Source organism: Ensifer sp. MJa1 (assembly GCF_037026475.1).
Lineage (GTDB): Bacteria > Pseudomonadota > Alphaproteobacteria > Rhizobiales > Rhizobiaceae > Ensifer.
Map to the genome: position 1 here is coordinate 150974 of NZ_JAKUMO010000013.1, position 22215 is coordinate 173188.

20 protein-coding genes are annotated in these 22215 nt (G+C 62.3%); 5 read left to right on the top strand and 15 right to left on the bottom strand.

Annotated features, from left to right (window positions below):
* Positions 1–19 precede the first annotated feature (19 nt).
* The gene (irrA, locus tag MKZ91_RS18635) at positions 20–442 is read right to left on the bottom strand and encodes an iron response transcriptional regulator IrrA (RefSeq protein ID WP_336172546.1); all 423 of its coding nucleotides are present in this window, start codon (positions 440–442) and stop codon (positions 20–22) included.
* A gap of 321 nt (positions 443–763) precedes the next feature.
* Between irrA and fabA the strand changes: the two genes are divergently transcribed.
* Genes fabA through fabI form a run of 3 tightly spaced genes read left to right on the top strand, consistent with a single transcriptional unit; the run spans position 764 to position 3358 of the window.
* Positions 764–1279, top strand: coding sequence for a 3-hydroxyacyl-[acyl-carrier-protein] dehydratase FabA (gene fabA, locus MKZ91_RS18640; RefSeq protein WP_327496686.1), 516 nt, complete (start codon positions 764–766; stop codon positions 1277–1279).
* Positions 1280–1323: 44 nt separating this feature from the next.
* Complete coding sequence (gene fabB / locus MKZ91_RS18645; RefSeq protein ID WP_336172547.1) at positions 1324–2547, top strand: beta-ketoacyl-ACP synthase I; 1224 nt, start codon at positions 1324–1326, stop codon at positions 2545–2547.
* A gap of 4 nt (positions 2548–2551) precedes the next feature.
* Complete coding sequence (gene fabI / locus MKZ91_RS18650) at positions 2552–3358, top strand: enoyl-ACP reductase FabI (RefSeq protein ID WP_336172548.1); 807 nt, start codon at positions 2552–2554, stop codon at positions 3356–3358.
* Positions 3359–3535: 177 nt separating this feature from the next.
* Here fabI and MKZ91_RS18655 read toward each other — a convergent pair whose 3' ends face one another.
* Both MKZ91_RS18655 and MKZ91_RS18660 read right to left on the bottom strand, forming a co-directional pair.
* Positions 3536–4300, bottom strand: a complete 765-nt coding sequence (locus tag MKZ91_RS18655; RefSeq protein WP_336172549.1) for a hypothetical protein — start codon at positions 4298–4300, stop codon at positions 3536–3538.
* Between the two features lie 19 nt (positions 4301–4319).
* A complete protein-coding gene (locus MKZ91_RS18660) occupies positions 4320–5162 on the bottom strand; it encodes a hypothetical protein (RefSeq protein WP_336172550.1) in 843 nt (280 codons plus the stop codon).
* A 462-nt stretch (positions 5163–5624) separates the two neighbouring features.
* Here MKZ91_RS18660 and MKZ91_RS18665 point away from each other — a divergent pair, with 462 nt between their 5' ends.
* Positions 5625–6068, top strand: a complete 444-nt coding sequence (locus tag MKZ91_RS18665) for a hypothetical protein (protein ID WP_336172551.1) — start codon at positions 5625–5627, stop codon at positions 6066–6068.
* Positions 6069–6164: 96 nt separating this feature from the next.
* Here MKZ91_RS18665 and MKZ91_RS18670 read toward each other — a convergent pair whose 3' ends face one another.
* From MKZ91_RS18670 to rimP, 12 genes are all read right to left on the bottom strand, one after another.
* Complete coding sequence (locus MKZ91_RS18670; RefSeq protein ID WP_336172552.1) at positions 6165–6386, bottom strand: hypothetical protein; 222 nt, start codon at positions 6384–6386, stop codon at positions 6165–6167.
* 165 nt (positions 6387–6551) lie between these two features.
* The gene (locus tag MKZ91_RS18675) at positions 6552–7568 is read right to left on the bottom strand and encodes a class I SAM-dependent methyltransferase (RefSeq protein ID WP_336172553.1); all 1017 of its coding nucleotides are present in this window, start codon (positions 7566–7568) and stop codon (positions 6552–6554) included.
* An 81-nt stretch (positions 7569–7649) separates the two neighbouring features.
* Positions 7650–9803 carry a polyribonucleotide nucleotidyltransferase gene (gene pnp / locus MKZ91_RS18680; protein ID WP_104662462.1) on the bottom strand — a complete coding sequence of 718 codons (2154 nt, stop codon included), beginning with the start codon at positions 9801–9803 and terminating at the stop codon, positions 7650–7652.
* Positions 9804–10162: 359 nt separating this feature from the next.
* Positions 10163–10432: a 30S ribosomal protein S15 gene (gene rpsO, locus MKZ91_RS18685; RefSeq protein WP_029742369.1), complete on the bottom strand. Its 270-nt coding sequence runs from the start codon at positions 10430–10432 to the stop codon at positions 10163–10165.
* Between the two features lie 170 nt (positions 10433–10602).
* Complete coding sequence (locus MKZ91_RS18690) at positions 10603–10920, bottom strand: SH3 domain-containing protein (protein WP_336172554.1); 318 nt, start codon at positions 10918–10920, stop codon at positions 10603–10605.
* Positions 10921–10977: 57 nt separating this feature from the next.
* On the bottom strand, positions 10978–12702 hold the full coding sequence (locus MKZ91_RS18695; RefSeq protein ID WP_336172555.1) for a sensor histidine kinase: 1725 nt from the start codon (positions 12700–12702) through the stop codon (positions 10978–10980).
* 294 nt (positions 12703–12996) lie between these two features.
* On the bottom strand, positions 12997–13932 hold the full coding sequence (gene truB / locus MKZ91_RS18700; RefSeq protein ID WP_336172556.1) for a tRNA pseudouridine(55) synthase TruB: 936 nt from the start codon (positions 13930–13932) through the stop codon (positions 12997–12999).
* Between the two features lie 8 nt (positions 13933–13940).
* Positions 13941–14345, bottom strand: a complete 405-nt coding sequence (gene rbfA / locus MKZ91_RS18705) for a 30S ribosome-binding factor RbfA (protein WP_336172557.1) — start codon at positions 14343–14345, stop codon at positions 13941–13943.
* 72 nt (positions 14346–14417) lie between these two features.
* A complete protein-coding gene (gene infB, locus MKZ91_RS18710) occupies positions 14418–17129 on the bottom strand; it encodes a translation initiation factor IF-2 (RefSeq protein ID WP_336172558.1) in 2712 nt (903 codons plus the stop codon).
* A 105-nt stretch (positions 17130–17234) separates the two neighbouring features.
* Positions 17235–17942: an RNA-binding protein gene (locus tag MKZ91_RS18715; protein WP_336172559.1), complete on the bottom strand. Its 708-nt coding sequence runs from the start codon at positions 17940–17942 to the stop codon at positions 17235–17237.
* Between the two features lie 5 nt (positions 17943–17947).
* Positions 17948–19567, bottom strand: a complete 1620-nt coding sequence (nusA, locus tag MKZ91_RS18720; protein ID WP_336172560.1) for a transcription termination factor NusA — start codon at positions 19565–19567, stop codon at positions 17948–17950.
* Positions 19568–19613: 46 nt separating this feature from the next.
* A complete protein-coding gene (rimP, locus tag MKZ91_RS18725) occupies positions 19614–20234 on the bottom strand; it encodes a ribosome maturation factor RimP (protein WP_336172561.1) in 621 nt (206 codons plus the stop codon).
* 273 nt (positions 20235–20507) lie between these two features.
* Here rimP and MKZ91_RS18730 point away from each other — a divergent pair, with 273 nt between their 5' ends.
* Positions 20508–22142, top strand: coding sequence for an MFS transporter (locus tag MKZ91_RS18730; protein WP_336172562.1), 1635 nt, complete (start codon positions 20508–20510; stop codon positions 22140–22142).
* The last annotated feature ends 73 nt before the right edge of the window (positions 22143–22215 follow it).

The following is a 22215-nucleotide window of genomic DNA, read 5'->3' on the forward strand; positions in this document are numbered from 1 at the left end:
GGCGCTGAAGACGGCGCGATCAGCGACCGCCCTTGCGGCGCAGCCGGATCACCACGTCGACATGCGCGATCTCCATGCCTTCGGGAGGCTCCGGCAGATTGTCGATCTGGATGTTGCTGACCGGAATGTCGAGAACCTCGTTCTGGCCCTCGATGAAGAAGTGATGGTGGTCCGAGACGTTGGTGTCGAAATAGGTCTTGGCGCTTTCGACAGCGAGAACGCGGATCATCCCGGCCTCGGTGAACTGGTGCAGCGTGTTGTAGACGGTTGCCAGTGAAACGGGCACGCCAGCCATGACGGCCTCCTCGTGCAGCTCCTCGACGGTCAGATGGCGATCACCCTTGGCAAAGATGAGATCGGCGAGGGCAACGCGCTGACGTGTCGGACGCAGGCCGGAATGGCGCAGCCTTTCTCCCGAACTCACTTCAGTTGCTTTCGTCATCAAGGGTCGTTCCATGTATCCCGGCGAAATTCACAATACTTCCCTTGCGATATAACTTTTGCGCCCACTCCTTTCAATAGATTCCGGCCGCAACATGCGTTGCAAAGCCCGAAAAACCGGTCAAACTCGGGGAAGGCTGGCAATTAACTCTGGTCGCGCCCACATTGATCCTGTAAGCGACGGCGGAATGAAAATGCCAGCGGAAGCGCCCAAGACCGGGCCGGAAACTGCAAGGTTTGCGTTGTTGCGCTTCATTTCATGACGAACTTGCTCTAAAGCAGGTCGGACAACACATTTTGTTACGTGGGGAAACAACCATTCATGACGACCAGACAATCCAGCTTCAGCTATGAGGAAATCCTGGCCTGCGGCCGTGGTGAGTTGTTTGGCCCCGGCAACGCCCAGCTGCCGCTGCCGCCGATGCTGATGGTTCACCGCATCACCGAGATCTCGGAAACCGGCGGCGCCTTCGACAAGGGCTTCCTGCGCGCAGAATATGACGTGCGGCCAGACGACTGGTATTTCCCCTGCCACTTCCAGGGCAACCCGATCATGCCGGGCTGCCTTGGCCTCGACGGCATGTGGCAATTGACCGGCTTCTACCTCGGCTGGCTCGGCGAGCCCGGCCGCGGCATGGCGCTCTCGACCGGCGAAGTGAAGTTCAAGGGCATGGTTCGTCCCCACACGAAGCTGCTTGAGTACGGCATCGACTTCAAGCGCGTCATGCGCGGCCGGCTCGTGCTCGGCACGGCCGACGGCTGGCTGAAGGCCGATGGCGAGACTATCTATCAGGCGACCGACCTGCGCGTCGGCCTGTCCAAGGACAAGGCCGAGTAATCCGGGCCTGCCGCACCGAACGAAATAACGAAAAGGTCACTATCATGAGACGGGTTGTTGTCACGGGCCTCGGCATTGTTTCCTCGATCGGAAACAATGCAGACGAAGTCACGTCGTCGTTGCGCGACGCCAAGTCGGGCATCACGTTTTCTCCGGATTTCGCCGAGAATGGCTTCAAATGCCAGGTCTGGGGCGCGCCGTCGCTTGATCCGACCGAGCTCGTCGACCGCCGCGCCATGCGCTTCCTGTCGCAGGGCGGCGCCTGGAACCACGTCGCCATGAAGCAGGCGATTGCCGATTCCGGTCTCGAAGAAGCCGTCATCGCCCGCAACGAGCGCACCGGCATCATCATGGGTTCGGGCGGCCCGTCGACCCGCACCATCGTCGAGGCGTCCGACATCACCCGCAAGAATGTCAGCCCGAAGCGCATCGGCCCGTTCGCCGTTCCGAAGGCGATGTCGTCCACCGCATCGGCGACACTTGCCACCTGGTTCCAGATCCACGGCGTCAACTATTCGATCTCGTCGGCCTGCTCGACCTCGGCGCACTGCATCGGCAATGCCGCTGAAATGATCCAGTGGGGCAAGCAGGACGTGATGTTTGCCGGTGGCCACGAAGATCTCGACTGGACCATGTCCAACCTCTTCGACGCCATGGGCGCGATGTCGTCGAAGTACAACGACACGCCGGCGACCGCCTCGCGCGCCTATGACCTCAACCGCGACGGTTTCGTGATCGCCGGCGGCGCGGGCGTTCTGGTGCTCGAAGAGCTGGAGCACGCCAAGGCGCGCGGTGCCAAGATCTATGCCGAGATCGTCGGCTATGGCGCGACCTCCGACGGTTACGACATGGTCGCCCCGTCGGGCGAAGGTGCTGTCCGCTGCATGCGCCAGGCGCTCTCGACCGTGAAGGGCGAGGTTGACTACATCAACACCCACGGCACCTCGACGCCGGTTGGTGACAGCAAGGAGATCGGCGCGATCCGCGAGGTCTTCGGCAACAAGATCCCGCACATCCAGTCGACGAAGTCGCTGACCGGTCACTCGCTCGGTGCAGCCGGCGTGCAGGAGTCGATCTACGGCCTCCTGATGATGCAGGCCGGTTTCATCGGCGAAAGCGCACACATCACCGAGCTCGACCCGGAATTCGACGGTGTTCCGATCGTCCGCAAGCGCATCGACAATGCCAAGATCGACACTGTTCTGTCGAACTCCTTCGGCTTTGGCGGCACCAATGCGACGCTCGTCTTCCAGCGCTACAACGGGTAAAACCATGACGGGACTGATGACCGGAAAGCGTGGCCTCATCATGGGTGTGGCCAACAACCACTCCATTGCCTGGGGCATTTCCAAGGCGCTTGCAGCGCAAGGCGCGGAACTCGCGTTCACCTACCAGGGCGAAGCGCTTGGCAAGCGGGTGAAGCCGCTTGCTGCCGAGGTCGGATCCGACTTCCTGCTGCCATGCGACGTCGAGGACATCGCGTCGGTCGACGCGGTCATTGCCGAGATCAAGGCGCGCTGGGGCAAGCTCGACTTCATCGTGCATGCCATCGGCTTTTCCGACAAGAACGAACTGAAGGGGCTCTACGCGGACACGTCGCGCGACAATTTCAGCCGCACGATGGTGATCTCCTGCTTCTCCTTCACCGAGATCGCCAAGCGGGCAGCCGAACTGATGAATGACGGCGGCTCGATGCTGACGCTCACCTATGGCGGCTCGACGCGCGTCATGCCGAACTACAACGTCATGGGTGTCGCCAAGGCGGCACTCGAAGCGTCAGTGCGCTACCTCGCCGCCGACTACGGCGCGCGCGGCATCCGCGTCAACGCGATTTCCGCCGGCCCGATCCGCACGCTTGCCGGCGCCGGCATTTCCGACGCCCGGGCGATGCTTTCCTGGCAGCAGAAGAACTCGCCGCTGCGCCGCACCGTCACGATCGACGACGTCGGCAACTCGGCGCTCTATCTGCTGTCTGATCTTTCGCGCGGGGTCACCGGCGAGATCCACTATGTCGATAGCGGCTACAACATCACCTCGATGCCCGCGCTCGACACGCTGAGGTCCGCGGACGCCGAGTAACAGCGGGCGCGATCACTGATCGATAGAAACACAGCCTTCATGCGAAAGCCCCGGCGACATTCTCGTCGGGGCTTTTCGTTAAGGGGTGGGGATGCGGTTCGGCAGATCGCGCCGGCCCACTACTCCGGCGGCGTGGGCTCATCACTGGCAGGATAGGACGGCTCACGTCGCCGATATCTACTCCAGGTCCATCGTTGTGAAGACCCGGCAATTGTTGGGCGCGGGCGTACCCCGGCAAATCTCCGCATCAACCACCTGGCCGACGGGAAGCGTGCTGGTCAACAGCAGCGCTTTGAACAATTGCCAGTGGCCGGGATCGCCTTCGACAAGCGCGTTGTATCGCACGCCCATTTCGCCGTAATAGGCCACCAGCCGCTTGGTTTCGGCCAAACTGGCAGCGGTCATCGGAGCGTCCGCGACGAATGTTCCCTCTCCGGCGAGACGCCGAACACCTGATGCCAGAACCAGAGTGCAGGCACGCACGCATTCGCCGTACGAGGCCGCGTCGCCGATGTAGTGCGCCCCTCTTTTGTCATTTGCCGTGCAGTTCTCCTGGTCCCGCTGGCAGCCGACGAAATTCGTCGTTCCCACGGCAACGCTCAGCTTGTTCTTGCGAACGAGGCGGCCAATTGCCATGGCGGCGGCCATGTCGCCGCCAGACGATGCAAGCACCAGCGGCAGCTTTCTGTCGCCGATGGCCTTTAATGTTGCTTTCAACAGGCTCGGCGTCTTCGGACCGATGGCGCCTTCGGCGGATATCCATTCCGTGCATGTCGGCTCGCAACCGGCCTGGTTGGAGCGCACGACGACGAACCGCATCTGCTGCTCTTCCGCCATTGCCGGCCACTCAGTCAAGAGAGTCGCGACCACCAGAAAGATCAACTGAACGGCCCGTCGCAGGCGGTACACGGTCCTGTCGGCAAGTGAACTCCACGCGTGCATCCCGGTCTCCAGCTTGGCTCTAACGCTTCAGATCCGACATGATGAAGACCCGGCAATTGGCGGCCGCCGGTACGGTCTTGCAAACCTCGCCGGACGTCAGCGTTTCGACCCCGCCCAGTTGCGTGGTCAGCGCCATCTCCAGCATCGCAACCGGTTCGATCTTGCTCATGTCCGAGGCCGGCGTGACCTTCATGCGATCGATGACCGCACGGCTGACACCCATTTCGGCCAGATAGGCCGCCAACTGCCGCTCGATCGCCCGGCTCATCTCGTAGACCTTGTAGCCGCCGACATTCTTGCGACTGACCACCTTCTTGCTGGTAATCTTCTTCTTGCCGTTCACGATGCGGTACTGGGTCCGATACTGCGTCTCCGTGCGAACATAGGTGGTGGTGATCTGGTGAACGCCCAGATAGGCCCACTGGCCAACGACGCGCCGGACGCCGCCGGCCAGCATCAGCGGACAGGCGGAATTGCAGTAGGCTTCGCCGGAATAGGCCGTGCCGATGTAGCGGGCCCCCTTGCCGTTGTTGAGGACGCAATCCTTCTGCTGCGGCTGGCAACCGGTAAAGCGGGTCTTGCCGACCGCCATTTCCAGTTTTCGCGCCCTGATCATCCGCCCGAGCGCCAGCGCGGCATCGACATCGCCACCAGGCGATGTCACCACGATCGGCAAGCGACGGTTGCCAAGGGATTTGAGAAACTTCTTGAAGCGTGCCGGAGTGCCGCCCACAATCTTGCCTTCCGCCGATATCCACTCCGGACAGGTGGGCTCGCAGCCCGGATGACCGCTGCGAACCACCAGGAACTGCATGTCGGCATCTTCGCCCGGCTCTGCTCGAACAGTCGCGGCAGGGGCCATGAGCCCCACCAACAGACAGACAATAACCACTGAACGCAGAAAAACTTTTCGCGGAAACGTCATGCCCAACAAAAGACGGTACCCCCCGACTGTTACTGCATGGGAGTTCAAATCAGAGCAATCTCTCCGAAGACTGGATCGCCCTTCAATACTGCGCCAGATTTAAAAGCTCTCATGTTGCAAAGTATCAATATTGAAACAAATCATGCGCCCACTGGAACTGTCCGCAGAAAGACGAACACAGAAGCGGTTGCATCCACCAGTAATAAAACCAAAAATAGCACGCCTCGGCAATATAAGGCAACACTCATGTATATGATCGCGCGTCATAGGCGACGTGATCACTGAAGACTCCGCCGCACGACGATCATCGATCGCAGGGTATCGCTCACATGCTTTGGGGACTAGATACGCTGCCAACGCTTTGACAACATAGGCACTCAAGGCAAGGTTAGCGATTCGATGGCAATTTTCTTCAAGGCAGCGATTTCCGATGACGTAGCATTCGGAATGATCGAACAGTGTTTTTCAGATCCATACGACTATGACGGCTATCTCGATATCTTCGGCGATCACACCGAAAAGACGGTTTCGTGGAGCAAGGGCAGGTCCGTAGACGAGTTCAAGGACCAGATCACCGAGGCGCTGCGTTCGGCCTGGGAAGCAGCAAGCTTCTGGCAGGTATACGAACGGCGCGAAGAGCGGGACGACGCTGGTACCAATGAAATCAGAAGAGCCGCGATCGATCTGACGCGTGCCTATGGCGGCGTGATCGTGATCACGCTGAGCCTGCTTGGGCGACGCAGCAGTGCGAACGACCTTGAACTGGTATTCGTCTGTTTTCGGGAAGATGCCCAGCGGCGGAATTTTCGCGTGCGTTACGAGGGAAAGTTTATTCCCGCCTAAGAAGAGGCCACCGGTCGGGAAACACCGAACTGGTGGAGGAATGCAGCAGCAGGCGCAGTGCCCTGATGCACTCCGAACCGCTGTAGACCGGCAGCTTCAGGGCAGAAGAAACAGGATCAGCAGGGCGACGATGATCGCCAGTGCGATGAAGCCCGTATGCTTGCGGCGCGCCGGATCCAGGGGCATTCGATAGAGGCTCTTCAGGAACGACATCGGCACTTCGGACGTCCCGCTGTGCCCTTCTGCGTGCTTGATGTCTCTCGCCACAGCCTCGGCCGCATCTTCGGTCAATGGCGGCCTGTTCAGTCCTGATGTCATGGCACTCATCCTTTGACGAGAATTACCGACGGCGCCAATGTGAGCCCGATCAGAAGCGATGGCAACAGGCAATCTCCGCCCGGATCTGCGTGGAGAACCGACCGGCCAAAAAACGAAAGCCGGGCTTAAGGCCCGGCTCCATGTTCTGATTGAAGGCTGTTGCGCTTACCGCTTGGCCCAAAGCACCTTGAAGCGGGCGTTGCGGCAGGTCTCGCCGTATTCCCTGGAGTTCTCGGCGAGTACCTGCTCGTAAGGCAGGCCGCGATTGGCGACGAGCATCAGCTTGCCGCCCTGCTTCAGCGCCTTCAGTGCCGTCTTGATGATGGCGACGCCAAGCGCAGGCTCGGCGGCATGGCTTTCATGGAAGGGCGGGTTCATGACGATGAGATCGTACTTGTCGCGCGGCTCTTCGCTCGTCAGATCGAACCAGTAGAAGCGTGCCGGCATGCGCGGGGCGTTCGCCATCATGTTGACCCGGGCCGCCTCGAGCGCCTCGTGATCCGCCTCGAACAGGTCGATGCCCTTGGTGCCCGGCGACGCTTCGGCAAGCTTCGCCGCGAGATAACCCCAACCGGCGCCGAAATCGGCGGCATGGCCGTGGAAATCAATCGGCAGGCGCGAGGCGAGCAGTTCGGAGCCGGCATCGATGCGATCATGCGAGAACATGCCGGGCGAAGCCTCGAACAGGCCGTCGACGCGCACCGGAACCTTGGCAAGCTTCTGCACGGCCTCGGTGACATCTTGCGGACGGGTGAACCAGAAGGCGACGCCGTGATACTTCGGCAGGTGGTCGCCGTCCCATTCGAACTTGGCGATCCGTTTCTTCAGCGACTGGATACCATCTTCCTTGCCACCGGCAACGACGATCAGGCCGCCTTCGCGGGTACGCTTCAGCGCCTCGCCGATCCGGTCCTCGTTCTCGCCCTTGTGCTTGCCTGCAAGCACCAGCGTGACGTCGTAGTCTTCGCCAGTGACTTCAGGTGCCACATCGGCGCGAGCGGCCTCCAGGGCGCGATAGAGCGGCCTGAGCGGCTGGACGGCAACGATCGATGCGGCAAAGCCCTCTGGCAGCCTGTAGCCGGCCTCGGCGCCGAGGAAGAGCACACGCTCGCCCTCGCCCGGCGGATCGATCACGCCGCTGTCGAACGGGTAAAACAGGGTCTTCAACGCATCTCGGCTCATCGGTCTATCCGTCATCTTCCTACAAGAAAGGGGCGCGGAGCGATCTGCCCCGCGCCCCGAATGCATTCGGGTGAAGCGCGCTTATTCGGCGGCTTCGCCGTCGCCCTTCTTTTCAGACTTCTCGGCAACAACTTCCTTGCCGGTGGCCTGATCGACGACCTTCATCGACAGGCGAACCTTGCCGCGTTCGTCGAAGCCCATGAGCTTGACCCAGACCTTGTCGCCTTCCTTGACGACGTCGGTGGTCTTGGCGACACGCTCGGATGCGAGCTGCGAGATGTGGACGAGGCCATCGCGGGCGCCGAAGAAGTTGACGAAGGCGCCGAAGTCGGCGGTCTTCACAACGGTGCCTTCGTAGATCTGGCCGACTTCCGGCTCAGCAACGATCGAGTGGATCCACTTGCGGGCCGCTTCGATCTCCTTGCCGGACGAGGAGGCGATCTTCACGGTGCCGTCGTCTTCGATGTTAATCTTGGCGCCGGTCTTTTCGACGATTTCGCGGATGACCTTGCCGCCCGAACCGATGACTTCGCGGATCTTGTCGACCGGAATGTTCATGACTTCGATGCGCGGGGCAAACTCGCCGAGCTGGCCACGGCTTTCCGAGATGGCCTTGGCCATTTCGCCGAGGATGTGGAGACGACCGCCCTTGGCCTGGTTGAGCGCGATGCCCATGATCTCTTCGGTGATGCCCTCGATCTTGATGTCCATCTGGAGCGAGGTGATGCCGGCTTCGGTGCCCGCAACCTTGAAGTCCATGTCGCCGAGGTGGTCTTCGTCGCCGAGGATGTCGGACAGAACGGCGAAGCGCTCTTCTTCCTTGATCAGGCCCATGGCGATACCGGCAACCGGCTTGGCCAGCGGAACGCCGGCGTCCATCAGTGCGAGCGAGGTGCCGCAGACGGTGGCCATCGACGAGGAGCCGTTGGATTCGGTGATTTCGGAAACGACGCGCAGCGTGTAGGGGAACTGTTCCGCCGTCGGCAGCATCGGGTGGATGGCGCGCCAGGCAAGCTTGCCGTGGCCGATTTCGCGGCGGCCCGGGGAGCCCATGCGGCCCGTTTCACCGACCGAGAAGGGCGGGAAGTTGTAGTGCAGCATGAAGTTTTCCTTGTACATGCCCGTCAAGGAATCAACGTACTGCTCGTCTTCGCCGGTGCCGAGCGTGGCAACGACGATCGCCTGGGTTTCACCGCGGGTAAACAGCGCCGAACCGTGGGTGCGCGGCAGAACACCGACTTCCGACACGATCGGGCGAACGGTCTCGAGATCGCGGCCGTCGATGCGGCTCTTGGTGTCGAGGATGTTCCAGCGAACGATCTTGGCCTGCAGGTGCTTGAAGACGGCGCCGATTTCTTCGGCCGTATGGGCCGGGTTCTCGATGCCCTCAGGAAGGAAGTGCGCCTTCACCTTGGCCTTGACGGCGTCGACGGCAGCGTAGCGTGCAGCCTTCTCGGTGATCTTGTAGGCGTTGCGCAGCTCGTCTTCGGCAATCGAGAGCATGGCGTTTTCGAGAGCGGAATGATCTTCCGGTTCGAACTCGCGCGGCTCCTTGGCAGCGACTTCAGCAAGCTTGATGATGGCGTCGATGACCGGCTGGAAGCCCTTCTGACCGAAGACGACGGCGCCGAGCATGACGTCTTCCGGCAGTTCCTTGGCTTCGGATTCGACCATCAGCACCGCTTCTTGGGTGCCGGCGACAACGAGGTCGAGGGTCGATTCGTCCATCTCGTCGAGATGCGGGTTGAGAACGTACTGGCCATTGATGTAGCCGACGCGCGCGCCGCCGATCGGGCCCATGAACGGGATGCCCGACAGCGTCAGCGCTGCAGAAGCGGCAACCATCGACAGGACGTCGGGGTTGTTTTCGAGGTCATGCTGCATGACCGTGACGATGACCTGCGTGTCGTTCTTGTAGCCATCGGGGAACAGCGGGCGGATCGGGCGGTCGATCAGGCGCGAAACGAGCGTTTCGTTTTCGCTCGGACGGCCTTCGCGCTTGAAGTAGCCACCCGGAATCTTGCCGGCGGCGTAGGTCTTTTCCTGGTAGTTGACGGTCAGCGGGAAGAAGTCCTGGCCCGGCTTCGGCGACTTGGCCGAAACGACGGTGGCGAGAACGACGGTTTCGCCGTAGGTGGCGAGAACGGCGCCATCAGCCTGGCGGGCGATCTTGCCGGTTTCGAGCTTGAGCGGACGCCCAGCCCATTCGATTTCTACCTTGTGGGTATCGAACATGTTCTGTCCTTCGTGTGCGGCGGACCTTTTCGCGGCTGTTGCAGCGCGAATGGTCGAGGAACCGCATGGTATGGCGCATCACGGGCAAGACAACGGGAGGCTTCACAATTGAAATCGGTCGCTGTCCGCTTCACCGTCCGCGCCCACATTGCTGAGCGGCGGTCCGGCAAGCAGGCGCCGAAGCATCCTGCAATCCTGCCCCATGACGGGCCATCGGTTGATCCGCGATACCGGCCCATCCGGTTCGCTGGACGCTCTCCTGGTATCCCGCTTCCTAAGCGGCCGGAGAGATCATTTCTTGAGCGCCGAGCGCTCCATAAAAAAGCCGGCGGGCCGCAATGACCCGCCGGATAAGTCGCTTAGCGACGGATGCCCAAGGCACCGATCAGCTTGGTGTAGCGCGCTTCGTCTTTCTTCTTCAGATAGTCGAGGAGCGAACGACGGCTGGAAACCATTGCGAGCAGGCCACGGCGGGAATGGTTATCCTTCTTGTGGCCCTTGAAGTGTTCGGTCAGGTTGTTGATCCGTTCCGTCAGGATAGCAACCTGGACTTCCGGAGAACCGGTGTCGCCTTCAACGGTTGCAAATTCCTTGATGAGCTGAGCCTTACGCTCTGCAGCAATCGACATCGGATGATCCTTTCGATTTCGAGGATTTAGGGACGCCGTCAGCCGGGATGTCGTCCAGCTGCGGCCGTGAATGCAACGGGCATGCGCCTTTTGCTGGCGTGCCTATAAACGAATTGGATGAAAAAGGAAAGGGTCATGGACCGGCACCCCGGAGCACTGGCAGTTGGGTCTCAATTGCTCGTCGGACGCGGCCGCATGGGTGCCGATTTCGGCTGATCGAGGTCAACGGTGGCGCAGTCGAGATAGGCGGAAAAAACCCAGCCGAGTGCGCCCGCCTCATTGGCGACCAGCGACCAGCGCTTGCCCTTGTGCTCGCGCTCGCCGGTCTTGCGCAGTTTGGCGCCGTTCGACAGCGTCATCACTACACGACCGTTTGGCGCGTCACGCACATTGAGCGGCGTGCCGGTGGGATCGGCAACCGTGCATCGGGTTTCGGCAGCCGCCAACTGGCCGACCACAAGCATCAGCACCGTCTGCAAGACTACCAAGAAGCCAATGCGACCAATCGATCGTTTCACCGCCACTGCCCCATCAAATCACAGTTGTCACGCCTCGGACTTCGGATCTTCGTTCTTTTCCTGATGTGGAATCGAGATCCGCCATTCGATGCCGTCGGCATGCATCACCCGCTCCAGCCCGGCGTTCAGTGCCATGCCGAGCATGCGCTCGAGCACCAGCGTTCCAAAACCCTTGCGGACCGGATCAGACGGCTTGCTCGCAAGGTCAGCTCCCTCCTCGCGCCAGCGTATGGCGGTACCGTCATCCTCCAGCGACCAGCTGAGCTTGACGACCCCGGTGGTGTTGGCAAGCGCGCCATATTTGGTGGCGTTGGTGGCAAGCTCGTGCAGCGCCATGCCGAGCGTCTGGGCAATCTGCGTGTCGAGCCTCAGTGGCGGGCCGGACAGGATCACGCGCTTCGGATCATCGGGAATGAACGGCTGCAACTGGTTCTGCGCGAGCTCGCGGAAATCGACGCCTTGCGCCGCGTTGGCGATCATCAGATCAGTGGATCGCGCCAGCCCGGCGATGCGCTTGCGAAAGCTGTCGGCAAAATCGGCCGCGCTCTCGGCGGTATAGACCGACTGGTTCAGCATCGACTGGATGACGGTCAGCTGGTTCTTCGAGCGGTGCGCCACCTCGCGCATGAGAAAGCGGATCTCGCCCTCTGCCTTGGTGCGGGCCGCTGCGGCCTTTGCCAGCGCCCTTGAAACCTGCTCGACCTCGGCGATCATGTGCGGGCGCGGCTCGATCCGCTCGCCGGCGCCGAGACGGCGGGCGTCCTGTGCCACCGATTTGACGCCCTGCGACAGAAGGCGGGCAATCGCCAGCGAGCCGGCAATCGCGATGCCCGCGAAGATGATGCCGCCGAGCGACAGCCAAAGGAAAGACCAGACGGCGGGCGCGTCGACGATCGACCGCGGTGCCCAGGCGATAATCCGCCAGCCGGTGATGACGGAGAACTCAGTCGCCACCCGGTATTCGACACCGTTCTCGCTGATGTTGCGCACGCCGATGCTGATCGCCGGTACCTTGTCGAGGAAGAACGCTTCACCTGGCTTCACGCCCGCATCCGACGAGACAATGACCTTGCCGGCGCCATCCACCAAAGCAGCGTTCCAGCCGGGAGAGAGCGTGTCACGGTTGACGGCCTTGGCCATGCTCTCGGCATTCTGCGTGAGCGTCAGCAGGTATTCCTCGCCGGTCGACAGCTTTGCCGGCAAATAGACGTTGAACACCCACCGCTCGGCGGTCCTGCCGAAGAAGACGTTGGAGATCAGCGGTGCGCCATTGTTGGTGAACGCGCGCTCGACCGAATCGGGATCGGAGGCTGGCCCAAGCGGCGTGCCGAAGGGCACCCGCGTGTTGAGCCGCTGGTTGTGTTTTCGATCAATGACGAGCAGATAGGAGTCGGTCTGCGCAAGCGCGGTCGCTGCCCTCTCATAGAAGGCCTCCAGGTTACCGCCCTCGATCGCCCGCGACGTCGACAGCACCTTCAGCGTCGTCAACATGCCCTCGATGTCGCGCTCGACGATGCGCGTGACGGATCCGGTCGAAGCCTGAAGCAGTGCCGTTATCACCTGCTCCTGCGCATCGACGCTGCGCTTCAGCACGACGAGCGAGAAGATGAAGGCCGGCACGATCGCCACCAGCAGCAGCGACGTCAGATAAAAGCTGAACGGTCGGGTCAGGCGATGACGGACAAGATCGGCGAGTGCGGTCAAGCCACCCTGCCCCTTCCCTTGTCTTTCATCCGACACACCCGTCACCATGATCGCCCTTGTTCGTTCCGCATCAGCGACACAGCCGCCTTCGGCGCGCACGCCTGGAATGGGCGCGATCGCCAATCGATACCAGAGTACGGTGCGGAAACGGAATCACCTCGGATGGATTGGAAACCCACAGCGGCGATCATGCGTCATGGCTGCGGCAAAGGCAAACACTAGCGCATTCACTTTCGAGCGAACCACCGGAAAGCAAAAGATGACCTGAAAACAAGGCGCTAGGGCGCCGTTGAGCGTTCGCCCGAACATTGGCGCCCTCCAGCCCTCGTCTTCGCCCGGCGGTCAGCCGGTGGCAAAGACCCGCTTCGGGCGGAATTCACCCTCGGCGATCTCGCCGATGGCAATCAGCTTGCCGCGCGCCGTCGCATAGGCTTCTGGCGTTGCCAGCGGCGCATCGCGGCCACGCAGGATGATCGGGTTGCCCATTCTCAGGCGATGGGCCTGATCATCGTTGACGGCAATGTGCGGCAGGCTGGAAAGCGCCTCGCCGGTCTCGATCAGGTATTCGTCGAGCGCCGCCAGGCGTTCCTCGTCGTTCTCGATCTTTTCCAGCGCCACAAGATCGGCGAGCGGTACCATGTCCTCTTCGCCGAAGGGAGCGACGAAGGTGCGGCGCAGCGATGCGATATGGCCGAAACAGTTAAGGTCACGGCCCATGTCGCGCGCAAGCGAGCGCACATAGGTACCCTTGCCGCATTCGATCTCGAAATGGGCGAGGTTCGGGGCAGCGCCCAGAAGCGTCAGGCGATGGACTTCGACCTCGCGGGCTGGAATCTCGACCGTCTCGCCATCGCGGGCCAGATCGTAGGCGCGCTCGCCATCGATCTTGATTGCCGAGAACTGCGGCGGCACCTGGCTGATGACACCGGTATATTTCGGCAAAAGCGCACGGATCGCCTCTTCGTTCGGGCGATTGCTCGAAGAATGCGTGACCTCGCCTTCGAGGTCGTCCGTCGAGCGCTCCTCGCCCCAGGCGACGGTGAACTCGTAGACCTTGCGGCCGTCCATCACGTAAGGGACGGTCTTCGTCGCGTCGCCAAGGGCGATCGGCAGCATGCCGGAAGCGAGCGGATCGAGGGTTCCGGCATGGCCGGCCTTCTGGGCCTTGAACAGCCACTTGATCTTCGAAACGGCTTCGGTGGAGCCGAAGTCGAGCGGCTTGTCGAGGATCAGCCAGCCCGAAATCGGACGGCCCTTGGGCTTACGCGGTTTGGACATGAAATCTACTATTCTTCGTCTTCGGTCTGGTCGAGATCGCGGCTGACTTCCGGCGAACGCAGGAGTTCGTCGATCTTCTTGTAGTTGTCGAAGCTCGTATCGTCGCGGAAACGAACGTCGGGCATGTATTTCATCTGCCGAAGCTGCGGGCCGAGACGGCCGCGAATGTACTTGGCGTTGCGGTTCAGCGCCTCGATCACTTCGGCGTGGTTCGGCACACCGAGCGGCGTGACATAGGCCGTGGCGATCTTCAGATCCGGCGACATGCGCACTTCCGAGATCGCGATGACGGTCTTTTCGATCACCGGGTCGCGCACTTCGCCGCGCTGCAGAACCTGCGTGATCGCGGCACGCACCTGTTCGCCGACGCGCAGCATGCGCTGTGAAGGGGCAGAGGATGTGGCTTTGCTCATGAACGGTACCTCAAAAAAATGCGAGCGCCGAAGGATAACCCGGCGCCCGCATAATCTCTAATCGGACGAAGCTTAGAGCGTCCGCGTGATGTGCTCGACGCGGAAGCACTCGATCGTATCGCCGGCGCGGATGTCTTCGTAGTTCTCGAAGGCCATGCCGCACTCCTGACCGACGTTGACTTCCGAGACTTCGTCCTTGAAGCGCTTGAGGGTCTTGAGCTTGCCTTCGTGGATAACGACGTTGTCGCGAACCAGACGGACGCCGACGCCACGCTCGACCTTGCCTTCGGTGACGCGGCAACCCGCGACCTTGCCGACCTTGGTGATGTTGAACACCTCCAGGATCTCGGCGTTGCCGAGGAAGGTTTCGCGGCGCTCGGGCGAAAGCAGACCGGACATCGCCGCCTTCACGTCATCCACCAGATCGTAGATGATGTTGTAGTAGCGGATCTCGATGCCGGCGCGCTCAGCGGCCGAACGGGCCTGCGAGTTGGCGCGGACGTTGAAGCCGATGATCGCGGCGTTCGACGCCTCGGCGAGCGAGATGTCGGACTCGGTGATACCACCGGCACCCGAATGCACGATGCGTGCACGCACTTCGTCGGTTCCGAGCTTGTCGAGTGCACCGGCGATCGCTTCGATCGAACCCTGCACGTCGCCCTTGATGACCAGCGGGAACTCCTTGAGACCGGAGGTCTGGAGCTGGGTCATCATCTGTTCGAGCGAGCCGCGCGAGCCGGACTGACGGGCAACCTGCTTCTCGCGAGCGAGACGCTGGCGATATTCGGAGATCTCGCGAGCACGGCTTTCGTTCTCGACGACGGCGAACTTGTCACCGGCAGCCGGCGTGCCGGACAGGCCGAGAACTTCGACCGGCATCGACGGACCAGCTTCCTTGACGTGTTCGCCCTTGTCGTTGACGAGCGCGCGCACACGGCCCCACTGGTCACCGGCAACGATGATCTGGCCCGGACGCAGCGTGCCCTTCTGGACGAGAACGGTCGCAACCGCACCGCGGCCGCGGTCAAGCTCGGCTTCGACCACCGTACCTTCGGCCGTACGGTTCGGATTGGCGCGCAGGTCGAGGATTTCAGCCTGCAGCAGGATCGCTTCGAGCAGCTTGTCGAGGTTGGTGCCGTTCTTGGCGGACACTTCCACGTCGAGGACTTCACCGCCCATGGATTCGACGAAGACTTCGTGCTGCAGCAGCTCGGTGCGAACCTTCTGCGGGTTGGCCGTCGGCTTGTCGACCTTGTTGATCGCAACGATGATCGGAACACCGGCCGCCTTGGCGTGGTTGATCGATTCAATCGTCTGCGGCATCACGCTGTCGTCGGCCGCAACCACCAGGATCGCGATGTCGGTCGCCTGGGCACCGCGGGCACGCATGGCGGTGAACGCCGCGTGGCCTGGGGTGTCGATGAAGGTGATCTTGTTGCCGTTCTGCTCGACCTGGTAGGCGCCGATGTGCTGTGTGATGCCACCGGCTTCGCCGGCAACAACGTTGGCATGACGGATGGCATCGAGCAGCGAGGTCTTGCCGTGGTCGACGTGACCCATGATCGTAACGATCGGCGGACGCGGCTGCATGTCGTCGTCGGTGTCGGTGACGTTGAAGATGCCTTCCTCGACGTCGGATTCCGAAACACGCTTGACCGTGTGGCCGAATTCGCCGGCGATGAGTTCTGCCAGGTCGGCGTCGATCAGATCGCCGGGCTTCATCATCTGGCCTTCCTTCATCAGGTACTTGATGACGTCGACGGCGCGCTCAGCCATGCGCTGCGACAGTTCCTGAATGGTGATGGTCTCGGGCAGGATGACTTCGCGCGCGATCTTCTCGCGGGTTTCCTGCATCTGGCTGCGCTTGAACTTCTCCTGGCGGCGACGCATGGCCGACAGCGAACGGTTGCGCTGGCCGCCATCCTCGTCGACGGCAGCGGTCAGTGTCAGCTTGCCCTGGCGGCGGCCATCGTCGGCCTTCGGACGAGCCGGAACCTTGGCGGGCTCGGGACGCACGACCTTGCCGCGCGCCGGGCCTGCGCCTGGACGCGGACCACGATCGTCATCCCGTTCGTTGTCGACCTTGCGGCCGCGCAGAGCGCCCGCCGGAGCCGGGGTCGGAAGTCCGCCTGCCGTTTCAGCCGGCCGTCCACCCTGCGGGCGGTTCTCGACGCGACGCTCGGGGGAAGCCGGTGCGCGAGCAGCCACGGGGCGCTCTTCGACAACCTCTGCGGCCTTAACTTCGGCCTTGACTTCGGGCTCGGCAGCGGCACGGGCCGCCTCTTCGGCGGCGCGGCGTGCGGCTTCTTCCTTCTCCTGCTGGAGACGGGCTTCTTCCTCACGCTTGCGGCGTGCTTCGTTCTCGGCGCGGATGACCGCTTCTTCGGCTTCGCGGATCTGGGCTTCGGCCAGAGCACGGCGGCGCGCATCGATCTCACCGGCGGAAAGCTGGTTCAGAACGACACCGACGCGCGGGCGGTTGGCCTGGCTGGCTTCGTGACGCGTCTGATGCTGCTGCGGCTGCGGCGCCGGGCGGCCCGAAGGCTGTGGCTGGGCCGGGCGCTGATCGGCCGGGCGCGCAGCGGGAGCCGCGGTAACCGGCGTGATCGGACGCTCGTCCTTGGGGCGATGGAAGGGGCGTTTCTTGGTTTCGACCACGACCGCCTTGGTGCGGCCACGGCCCATGTCCTGACGCACGGTCCCCTGCGAAACCCCGTGGGGCTTCAGGGTCAGCGTCTTCTTGCCTGCTGCGCTGCCTGTCTTGTCGTCGTTGTTGTCGGTCATTCCGTTCCGTTCCTAGCGATCAGGGCCGGATGCGTATCACCTGACCCTGTCTTCCAAATTGTCTCAAACAATGTACGCGATGCCAGACTGTGCCGGTGACGCGGGTCATTGCTGTGGCTTGCCAGCGACGCCGTCGGCCCGGACCGGGACGGATCCTCGGTACTTTTCGAGCATGATTGCGCGCTTCACTACACCCTCACCCGCCTGCCCTGCAAGCGCTGCGGCATGGATAAAAGCATTACTTCCCAAAAGGCCCTCCATTTCCGCCCCGGTGAAGGGACGGAACGAAGGTATTTCCATTTCATCGTCGGCCACGAAGCTCATCGCCTTGCGGGCCTGGTCGATCTTGCGCACCCCGTCAGCCGCGGCGTCGCTCGCATGGAAGACGGCGAGTGCCGCCAATCCACGAACTGCCTGCTCCGTCTTCGTCGCGCCGGAGATGAACTGGGCCGCCTTGCGCGCCATGTTCATCATGCCGGCCAACTGCTCGGCGAGCAGCCGGTCGACGTCGTCGGCAAGCGTGGCGTCGGCCTTGACGTCCGCCTTGAGCGCGCGGGCGAAGAACTTCTTCGCCACCGCCTTTTCGACGAGCGCGCGCTCGGCCTTGACCCAGCAGCCGCGTCCCGGAAGCTGGCGCTTCAGATCGGGAACGACGCGGCCGTCGGGCCCGGCAACGAAGCGGATCAGCTCATCGGCAGAGCCGCTTTCGCGGGTGACGATGCAGGTCCGCGTGCTGCCGCTCCGGTCCTTCGGACCGCCGTCAACCGGCAAAGCGTCCGAAGGCAGGCTGTCGGCATCATCAGAGGCGATCATCGTCCTTAGGCGTCCTGCTCGGCGCCTTCGGCGACGTCGATCGGCTCTTCACCCTCGGCTTCGTTGCTCGCCAGGTCCTCTTCCGTGATCCAGCCGGCCGCGAGGCGGGCCTGAACGATCATGGCTTCGGCCTCAGTGCGCGAGACGTCGAATTTCGAGAAGGTGCCTTCGAAGCGCTTGGTCTCGCCGTCCTTGCGTTCGCTCCAGCCGACGAGATCGTCAGCGGCGCAGCCGGCAAAGTCTTCAACCGTCTTGATGCCTTCTTCGCCGAGTGCCACGAGCATCTGGCTCGTCAGGCCGTCGATCGAGCGCAGCTCGTCGGCAACGCCGAGTTCGCGGCGCTTGGCATCCAGTTCGGCTTCGAGCTTTTCCAGGAATTCGCGAGCGCGGGTCTGGATTTCGGTTGCGGTTTCTTCGTCGAAGCCATCGATCGATGCAATTTCGTCGAGATCGACATAGGCAAGCTCTTCGACAGCGGCAAAGCCTTCGGAAGCCAGAACCTGGCCGACCATTTCGTCGACGTCGAGCGCGTCCATGAACAGGTTGGTGCGCTCGGTGAATTCCTTCTGGCGGCGCTCGCTCTCTTCCTGTTCGGTGAGGATGTCGATGTCCCAACCGGTCAGCTGCGAGGCGAGGCGAACGTTCTGACCGCGACGACCGATGGCGAGCGACAGTTGCTCGTCCGGAACGACCACTTCGATGCGCTCGGCGTCTTCGTCGAGAACGACCTTGGCGACTTCAGCCGGCTGCAGCGCGTTGACGATGAACGACGCCGGATCCTGCGACCACGGAATGATGTCGATCTTTTCGCCCTGCAGTTCGCCGACGACGGCCTGGACGCGCGAACCACGCATACCGACGCAGGCGCCGACCGGGTCGATCGACGAGTCGTTGGAGACGACCGCGATCTTGGCGCGCGAGCCCGGGTCACGGGCGACCGACTTGATCTGGATGATGCCGTCGTAGATCTCAGGCACTTCCATGGTGAAGAGCTTCACCATGAACTGCGGATGGGTACGCGACAGGAAGATCTGCGGGCCACGCTGTTCGCGGCGGACGTCGTAGACGAAGGCGCGGACGCGGTCGCCGTAGCGCATGTTTTCGCGCGGGATCATCTCGTCGCGACGGATGATGCCTTCGCCGCGGCCGAGGTCGACGATGACATTGCCGTATTCGACGCGCTTGACGGTACCGTTGACGATCTCGCCGACGCGATCCTTGAACTCGTCGAACTGGCGGTCACGCTCGGCTTCACGGACCTTCTGCACGATGACCTGCTTGGCGGACTGGGCAGCGATGCGGCCGAAGTCCATCGGCGGCAGCGGGTCGGCGATGAAATCGCCGAGCTTGGCATCCGGATTGCGATCGCGAGCAAGCTCGAGCGGGATCTGCGTGGAATAATCGTCAGCCTTTTCGACCACTTCGAGAAGACGCTGCAGGCGGATTTCACCGGTCTTCGAGTTGATGTCGGCGCGGATGTTCGATTCCGACCCGTAACGCGAACGGGCGGCCTTCTGGATCGCATCGGCCATTGCGGCCAGAACGATCTCGCGGTCGATCACCTTTTCGCGTGCAACAGCATCCGCAATCTGCAGAAGCTCGAGCCGGTTAGCACTGACTGCCATGTCTTGTCTCCGTTTGGGTTGCAGGGGGCTTCACGCTCCGCCCGGCTTATTCCTCAATAGGTGAATCTTCGTCTTCGAAATTCTCGTTCGCGGCGCGTTCGGCCTTTGCCTTCTTGTCGGCGGTCAGCGCATCACGGATCAGATCGTCGGTCAGGATCAGCCGCGCTTCGGAAAGCGTGGTGAACGGGATCACGACGACGGGCTCCTCGCCATAGGCAGGCTGGTCGCGCTCAAGCCGGAAACCGTCGTCATCAACGGAAACGATCTTGCCGCGGAACCGCTTGCGGCCATCGACCAGAACCGACGTCTCGCACTTCAGCAGATGCCCCTGCCAGCGGAAGAAGTCGGACTTGCGCACCATCGGGCGGTCGATACCGGCCGATGACACCTCGAGATGATACGCCTTGTCGATCGGATCTTCCACATCGAGCACGGGCGAAATGGCCTTGGAGATCTCTTCGCAGTCCTCGACAGTCATGGTGCCGTCGTTGCGCTCGGCCATGATCTGCAACGTCAGGCCGTTCTGGCCGGACATGCGCACACGCACCAGACGGTAGCCCATCGGCACGATCACCGGCTCGATGATGTCGGCGATGCGCTGATCAAGACCGGTTTCGGTGATCAGGCGCGGTTCATTTGCATTTTCAGCCGCTGTCGTATCGGACAAACGATCATCTCCTCATCGGACCGGCTAATAAAAAAGAGCGGGTCCTGACGGGCCCACTCTTCATCTACCGATCAAGAATTTGAGGCTCATATACGCCCCATCGCCGCAAATTGCAAGGCTTCGGGCCAACCACCGCAAATGCGCCGAGCGGCGCGTCGCCGTCGATCGTAGGCGCAAGGGTCAGTTTCAGCGGGTGGCACTTCAGGGCCGCCGGACTATAACAGGGAGCGTACCGCTTCGAACCTACAAACAAGAGACAAGAGAGAAGACGAGGTGCCCACCCGTATTTCGCCGTTGGCTCCCTTCAAGCACGACATCTTCCGCACGATCTGGATCGCGAGCCTTGCATCCAACTTCGGCGGTCTCATCCAATCGGTCGGCGCCGCCTGGCTGATGACCTCGATCTCCTCATCGGCAAACATGGTGGCGCTGGTGCAGGCGTCGACCTCGCTACCGATCATGCTCTTCTCGCTGGTCTCCGGCGCGCTTGCCGACAATTTCGACCGGCGGCGGATCATGCTGGTGGCGCAAAGCTTCATGCTGGCGGTTTCGGCACTGCTCACGCTCTGCGCCTATCTCGGCCTGATCACGCCCTGGCTGCTGTTGTTCTTCACCTTCCTCATCGGTTGCGGCACAGCGCTCAACAACCCGTCCTGGCAGGCCTCCGTCGGCGACATGGTCCCGCGCGACGACCTGCCGGCGGCGGTCGCGCTGAACAGCATGGGTTTCAACATCACCCGCAGCGTCGGTCCGGCGATCGGCGGCGCGATCGTTGCGGCGGCCGGTGCGGCGGCCGCCTTCTTCGCCAACACGCTCAGCTATTTCGCCATCCTCTTTGCGCTGGTGCGCTGGCGGCGCGAGATCGCGACCAACCCGCTGCCACGCGAGACGCTCGGGCGCGCCATTTCCGCGGGGCTGCGTTACGTCGCCATGTCGCCCAATATCGGCAAGGTGCTCTTGCGCGGTTTCGTCTTCGGCCTTTCCGCAAGCGCGATCCTGGCGCTTTTGCCGCTCGTTGCCCGCGATCTCGTGAAGGGTGGCCCCTTGACCTACGGCCTGATGCTCGGCGGCTTCGGCCTCGGCGCGATTGGCGGTGCACTGCTCAGCGCACGGCTCAGGGAAAAGCTCTCGAGCGAGGCGATCGTGCGCATCGCCTTCACCGGTTTTGCCGCAAGCGCCGCCGTCACCGCCTTCAGCCCCTATGCGTGGCTGAGCTGTCTCGTGCTGCTTGTCTCCGGCGCCTGCTGGGTGCTGGCACTGTCGCTGTTCAACACGACCGTGCAGCTTTCGACGCCGCGATGGGTCGTCGGTCGGGCACTGTCGCTCTACCAGACCATGACGTTTGGCGGCATTGCCGGCGGCAGCTGGCTCTGGGGTACGGCGGCCGAACAATATGGCGCCGCCAATGCGTTGCTCGGCTCCTGTCTCTTGATGTTTGCCGGCGTCGTGATCGGCTTGCGGCTGCCCCTGCCGGAGTTCACCTCACTCAATCTCGATCCGCTCAACCGCTTCATGGAACCGCCGCTCGAGCTCGATCTCAAGCCCCGCAGCGGCCCGATCGTCATCATGATCGACTACGAGATCGCCGATGACGACATCCCCGAGTTCCTGACCACCATGGCGGAGCGGCGGCGCATCCGCATTCGCGACGGCGCCGGGCACTGGGCACTGATGCGCGACCTCGAGAACCCGACCACCTGGACCGAGACCTATCACGTGCCGACCTGGGTGGAATATGTGCGCCACAACCAGCGTCGCACTTTCGCGGATGCCGCGGTCGGCGAGAAGCTGACGGCACTGCATCGGGGTGCAACACCGCCAAGGGTGCACCGGATGATCGAGCGCCAGACGATCGTGCCGACCCATTACGAGCGCTACAAGCGCCAGGTCAATGTCGACATGCACTAGGCTCAGGACCTATTAATTTCGTTTGAGATGTGATTCACGGTTCCGAAAGGAGACCGTGATGGGTGATTTGTTT

Bases quoted from the DNA above. Each gene is read 5' to 3' on its own strand.
- irrA (WP_336172546.1), bottom strand. From the start codon at position 442: ATGACGAAAGCAACTGAAGTGAGTTCGGGAGAAAGGCTGCGCCATTCC.
- fabA (WP_327496686.1), top strand. From the start codon at position 764: ATGACGACCAGACAATCCAGCTTCAGCTATGAGGAAATCCTGGCCTGC.
- fabB (WP_336172547.1), top strand. From the start codon at position 1,324: ATGAGACGGGTTGTTGTCACGGGCCTCGGCATTGTTTCCTCGATCGGA.
- fabI (WP_336172548.1), top strand. From the start codon at position 2,552: ATGACGGGACTGATGACCGGAAAGCGTGGCCTCATCATGGGTGTGGCC.
- MKZ91_RS18655 (WP_336172549.1), bottom strand. From the start codon at position 4,300: ATGCACGCGTGGAGTTCACTTGCCGACAGGACCGTGTACCGCCTGCGA.
- MKZ91_RS18660 (WP_336172550.1), bottom strand. From the start codon at position 5,162: ATGGCCCCTGCCGCGACTGTTCGAGCAGAGCCGGGCGAAGATGCCGAC.
- MKZ91_RS18665 (WP_336172551.1), top strand. From the start codon at position 5,625: ATGGCAATTTTCTTCAAGGCAGCGATTTCCGATGACGTAGCATTCGGA.
- MKZ91_RS18670 (WP_336172552.1), bottom strand. From the start codon at position 6,386: ATGACATCAGGACTGAACAGGCCGCCATTGACCGAAGATGCGGCCGAG.
- MKZ91_RS18675 (WP_336172553.1), bottom strand. From the start codon at position 7,568: ATGAGCCGAGATGCGTTGAAGACCCTGTTTTACCCGTTCGACAGCGGC.
- pnp (WP_104662462.1), bottom strand. From the start codon at position 9,803: ATGTTCGATACCCACAAGGTAGAAATCGAATGGGCTGGGCGTCCGCTC.
- rpsO (WP_029742369.1), bottom strand. From the start codon at position 10,432: ATGTCGATTGCTGCAGAGCGTAAGGCTCAGCTCATCAAGGAATTTGCA.
- MKZ91_RS18695 (WP_336172555.1), bottom strand. From the start codon at position 12,702: ATGGTGACGGGTGTGTCGGATGAAAGACAAGGGAAGGGGCAGGGTGGC.
- truB (WP_336172556.1), bottom strand. From the start codon at position 13,932: ATGTCCAAACCGCGTAAGCCCAAGGGCCGTCCGATTTCGGGCTGGCTG.
- rbfA (WP_336172557.1), bottom strand. From the start codon at position 14,345: ATGAGCAAAGCCACATCCTCTGCCCCTTCACAGCGCATGCTGCGCGTC.
- infB (WP_336172558.1), bottom strand. From the start codon at position 17,129: ATGACCGACAACAACGACGACAAGACAGGCAGCGCAGCAGGCAAGAAG.
- MKZ91_RS18715 (WP_336172559.1), bottom strand. From the start codon at position 17,942: ATGATCGCCTCTGATGATGCCGACAGCCTGCCTTCGGACGCTTTGCCG.
- nusA (WP_336172560.1), bottom strand. From the start codon at position 19,567: ATGGCAGTCAGTGCTAACCGGCTCGAGCTTCTGCAGATTGCGGATGCT.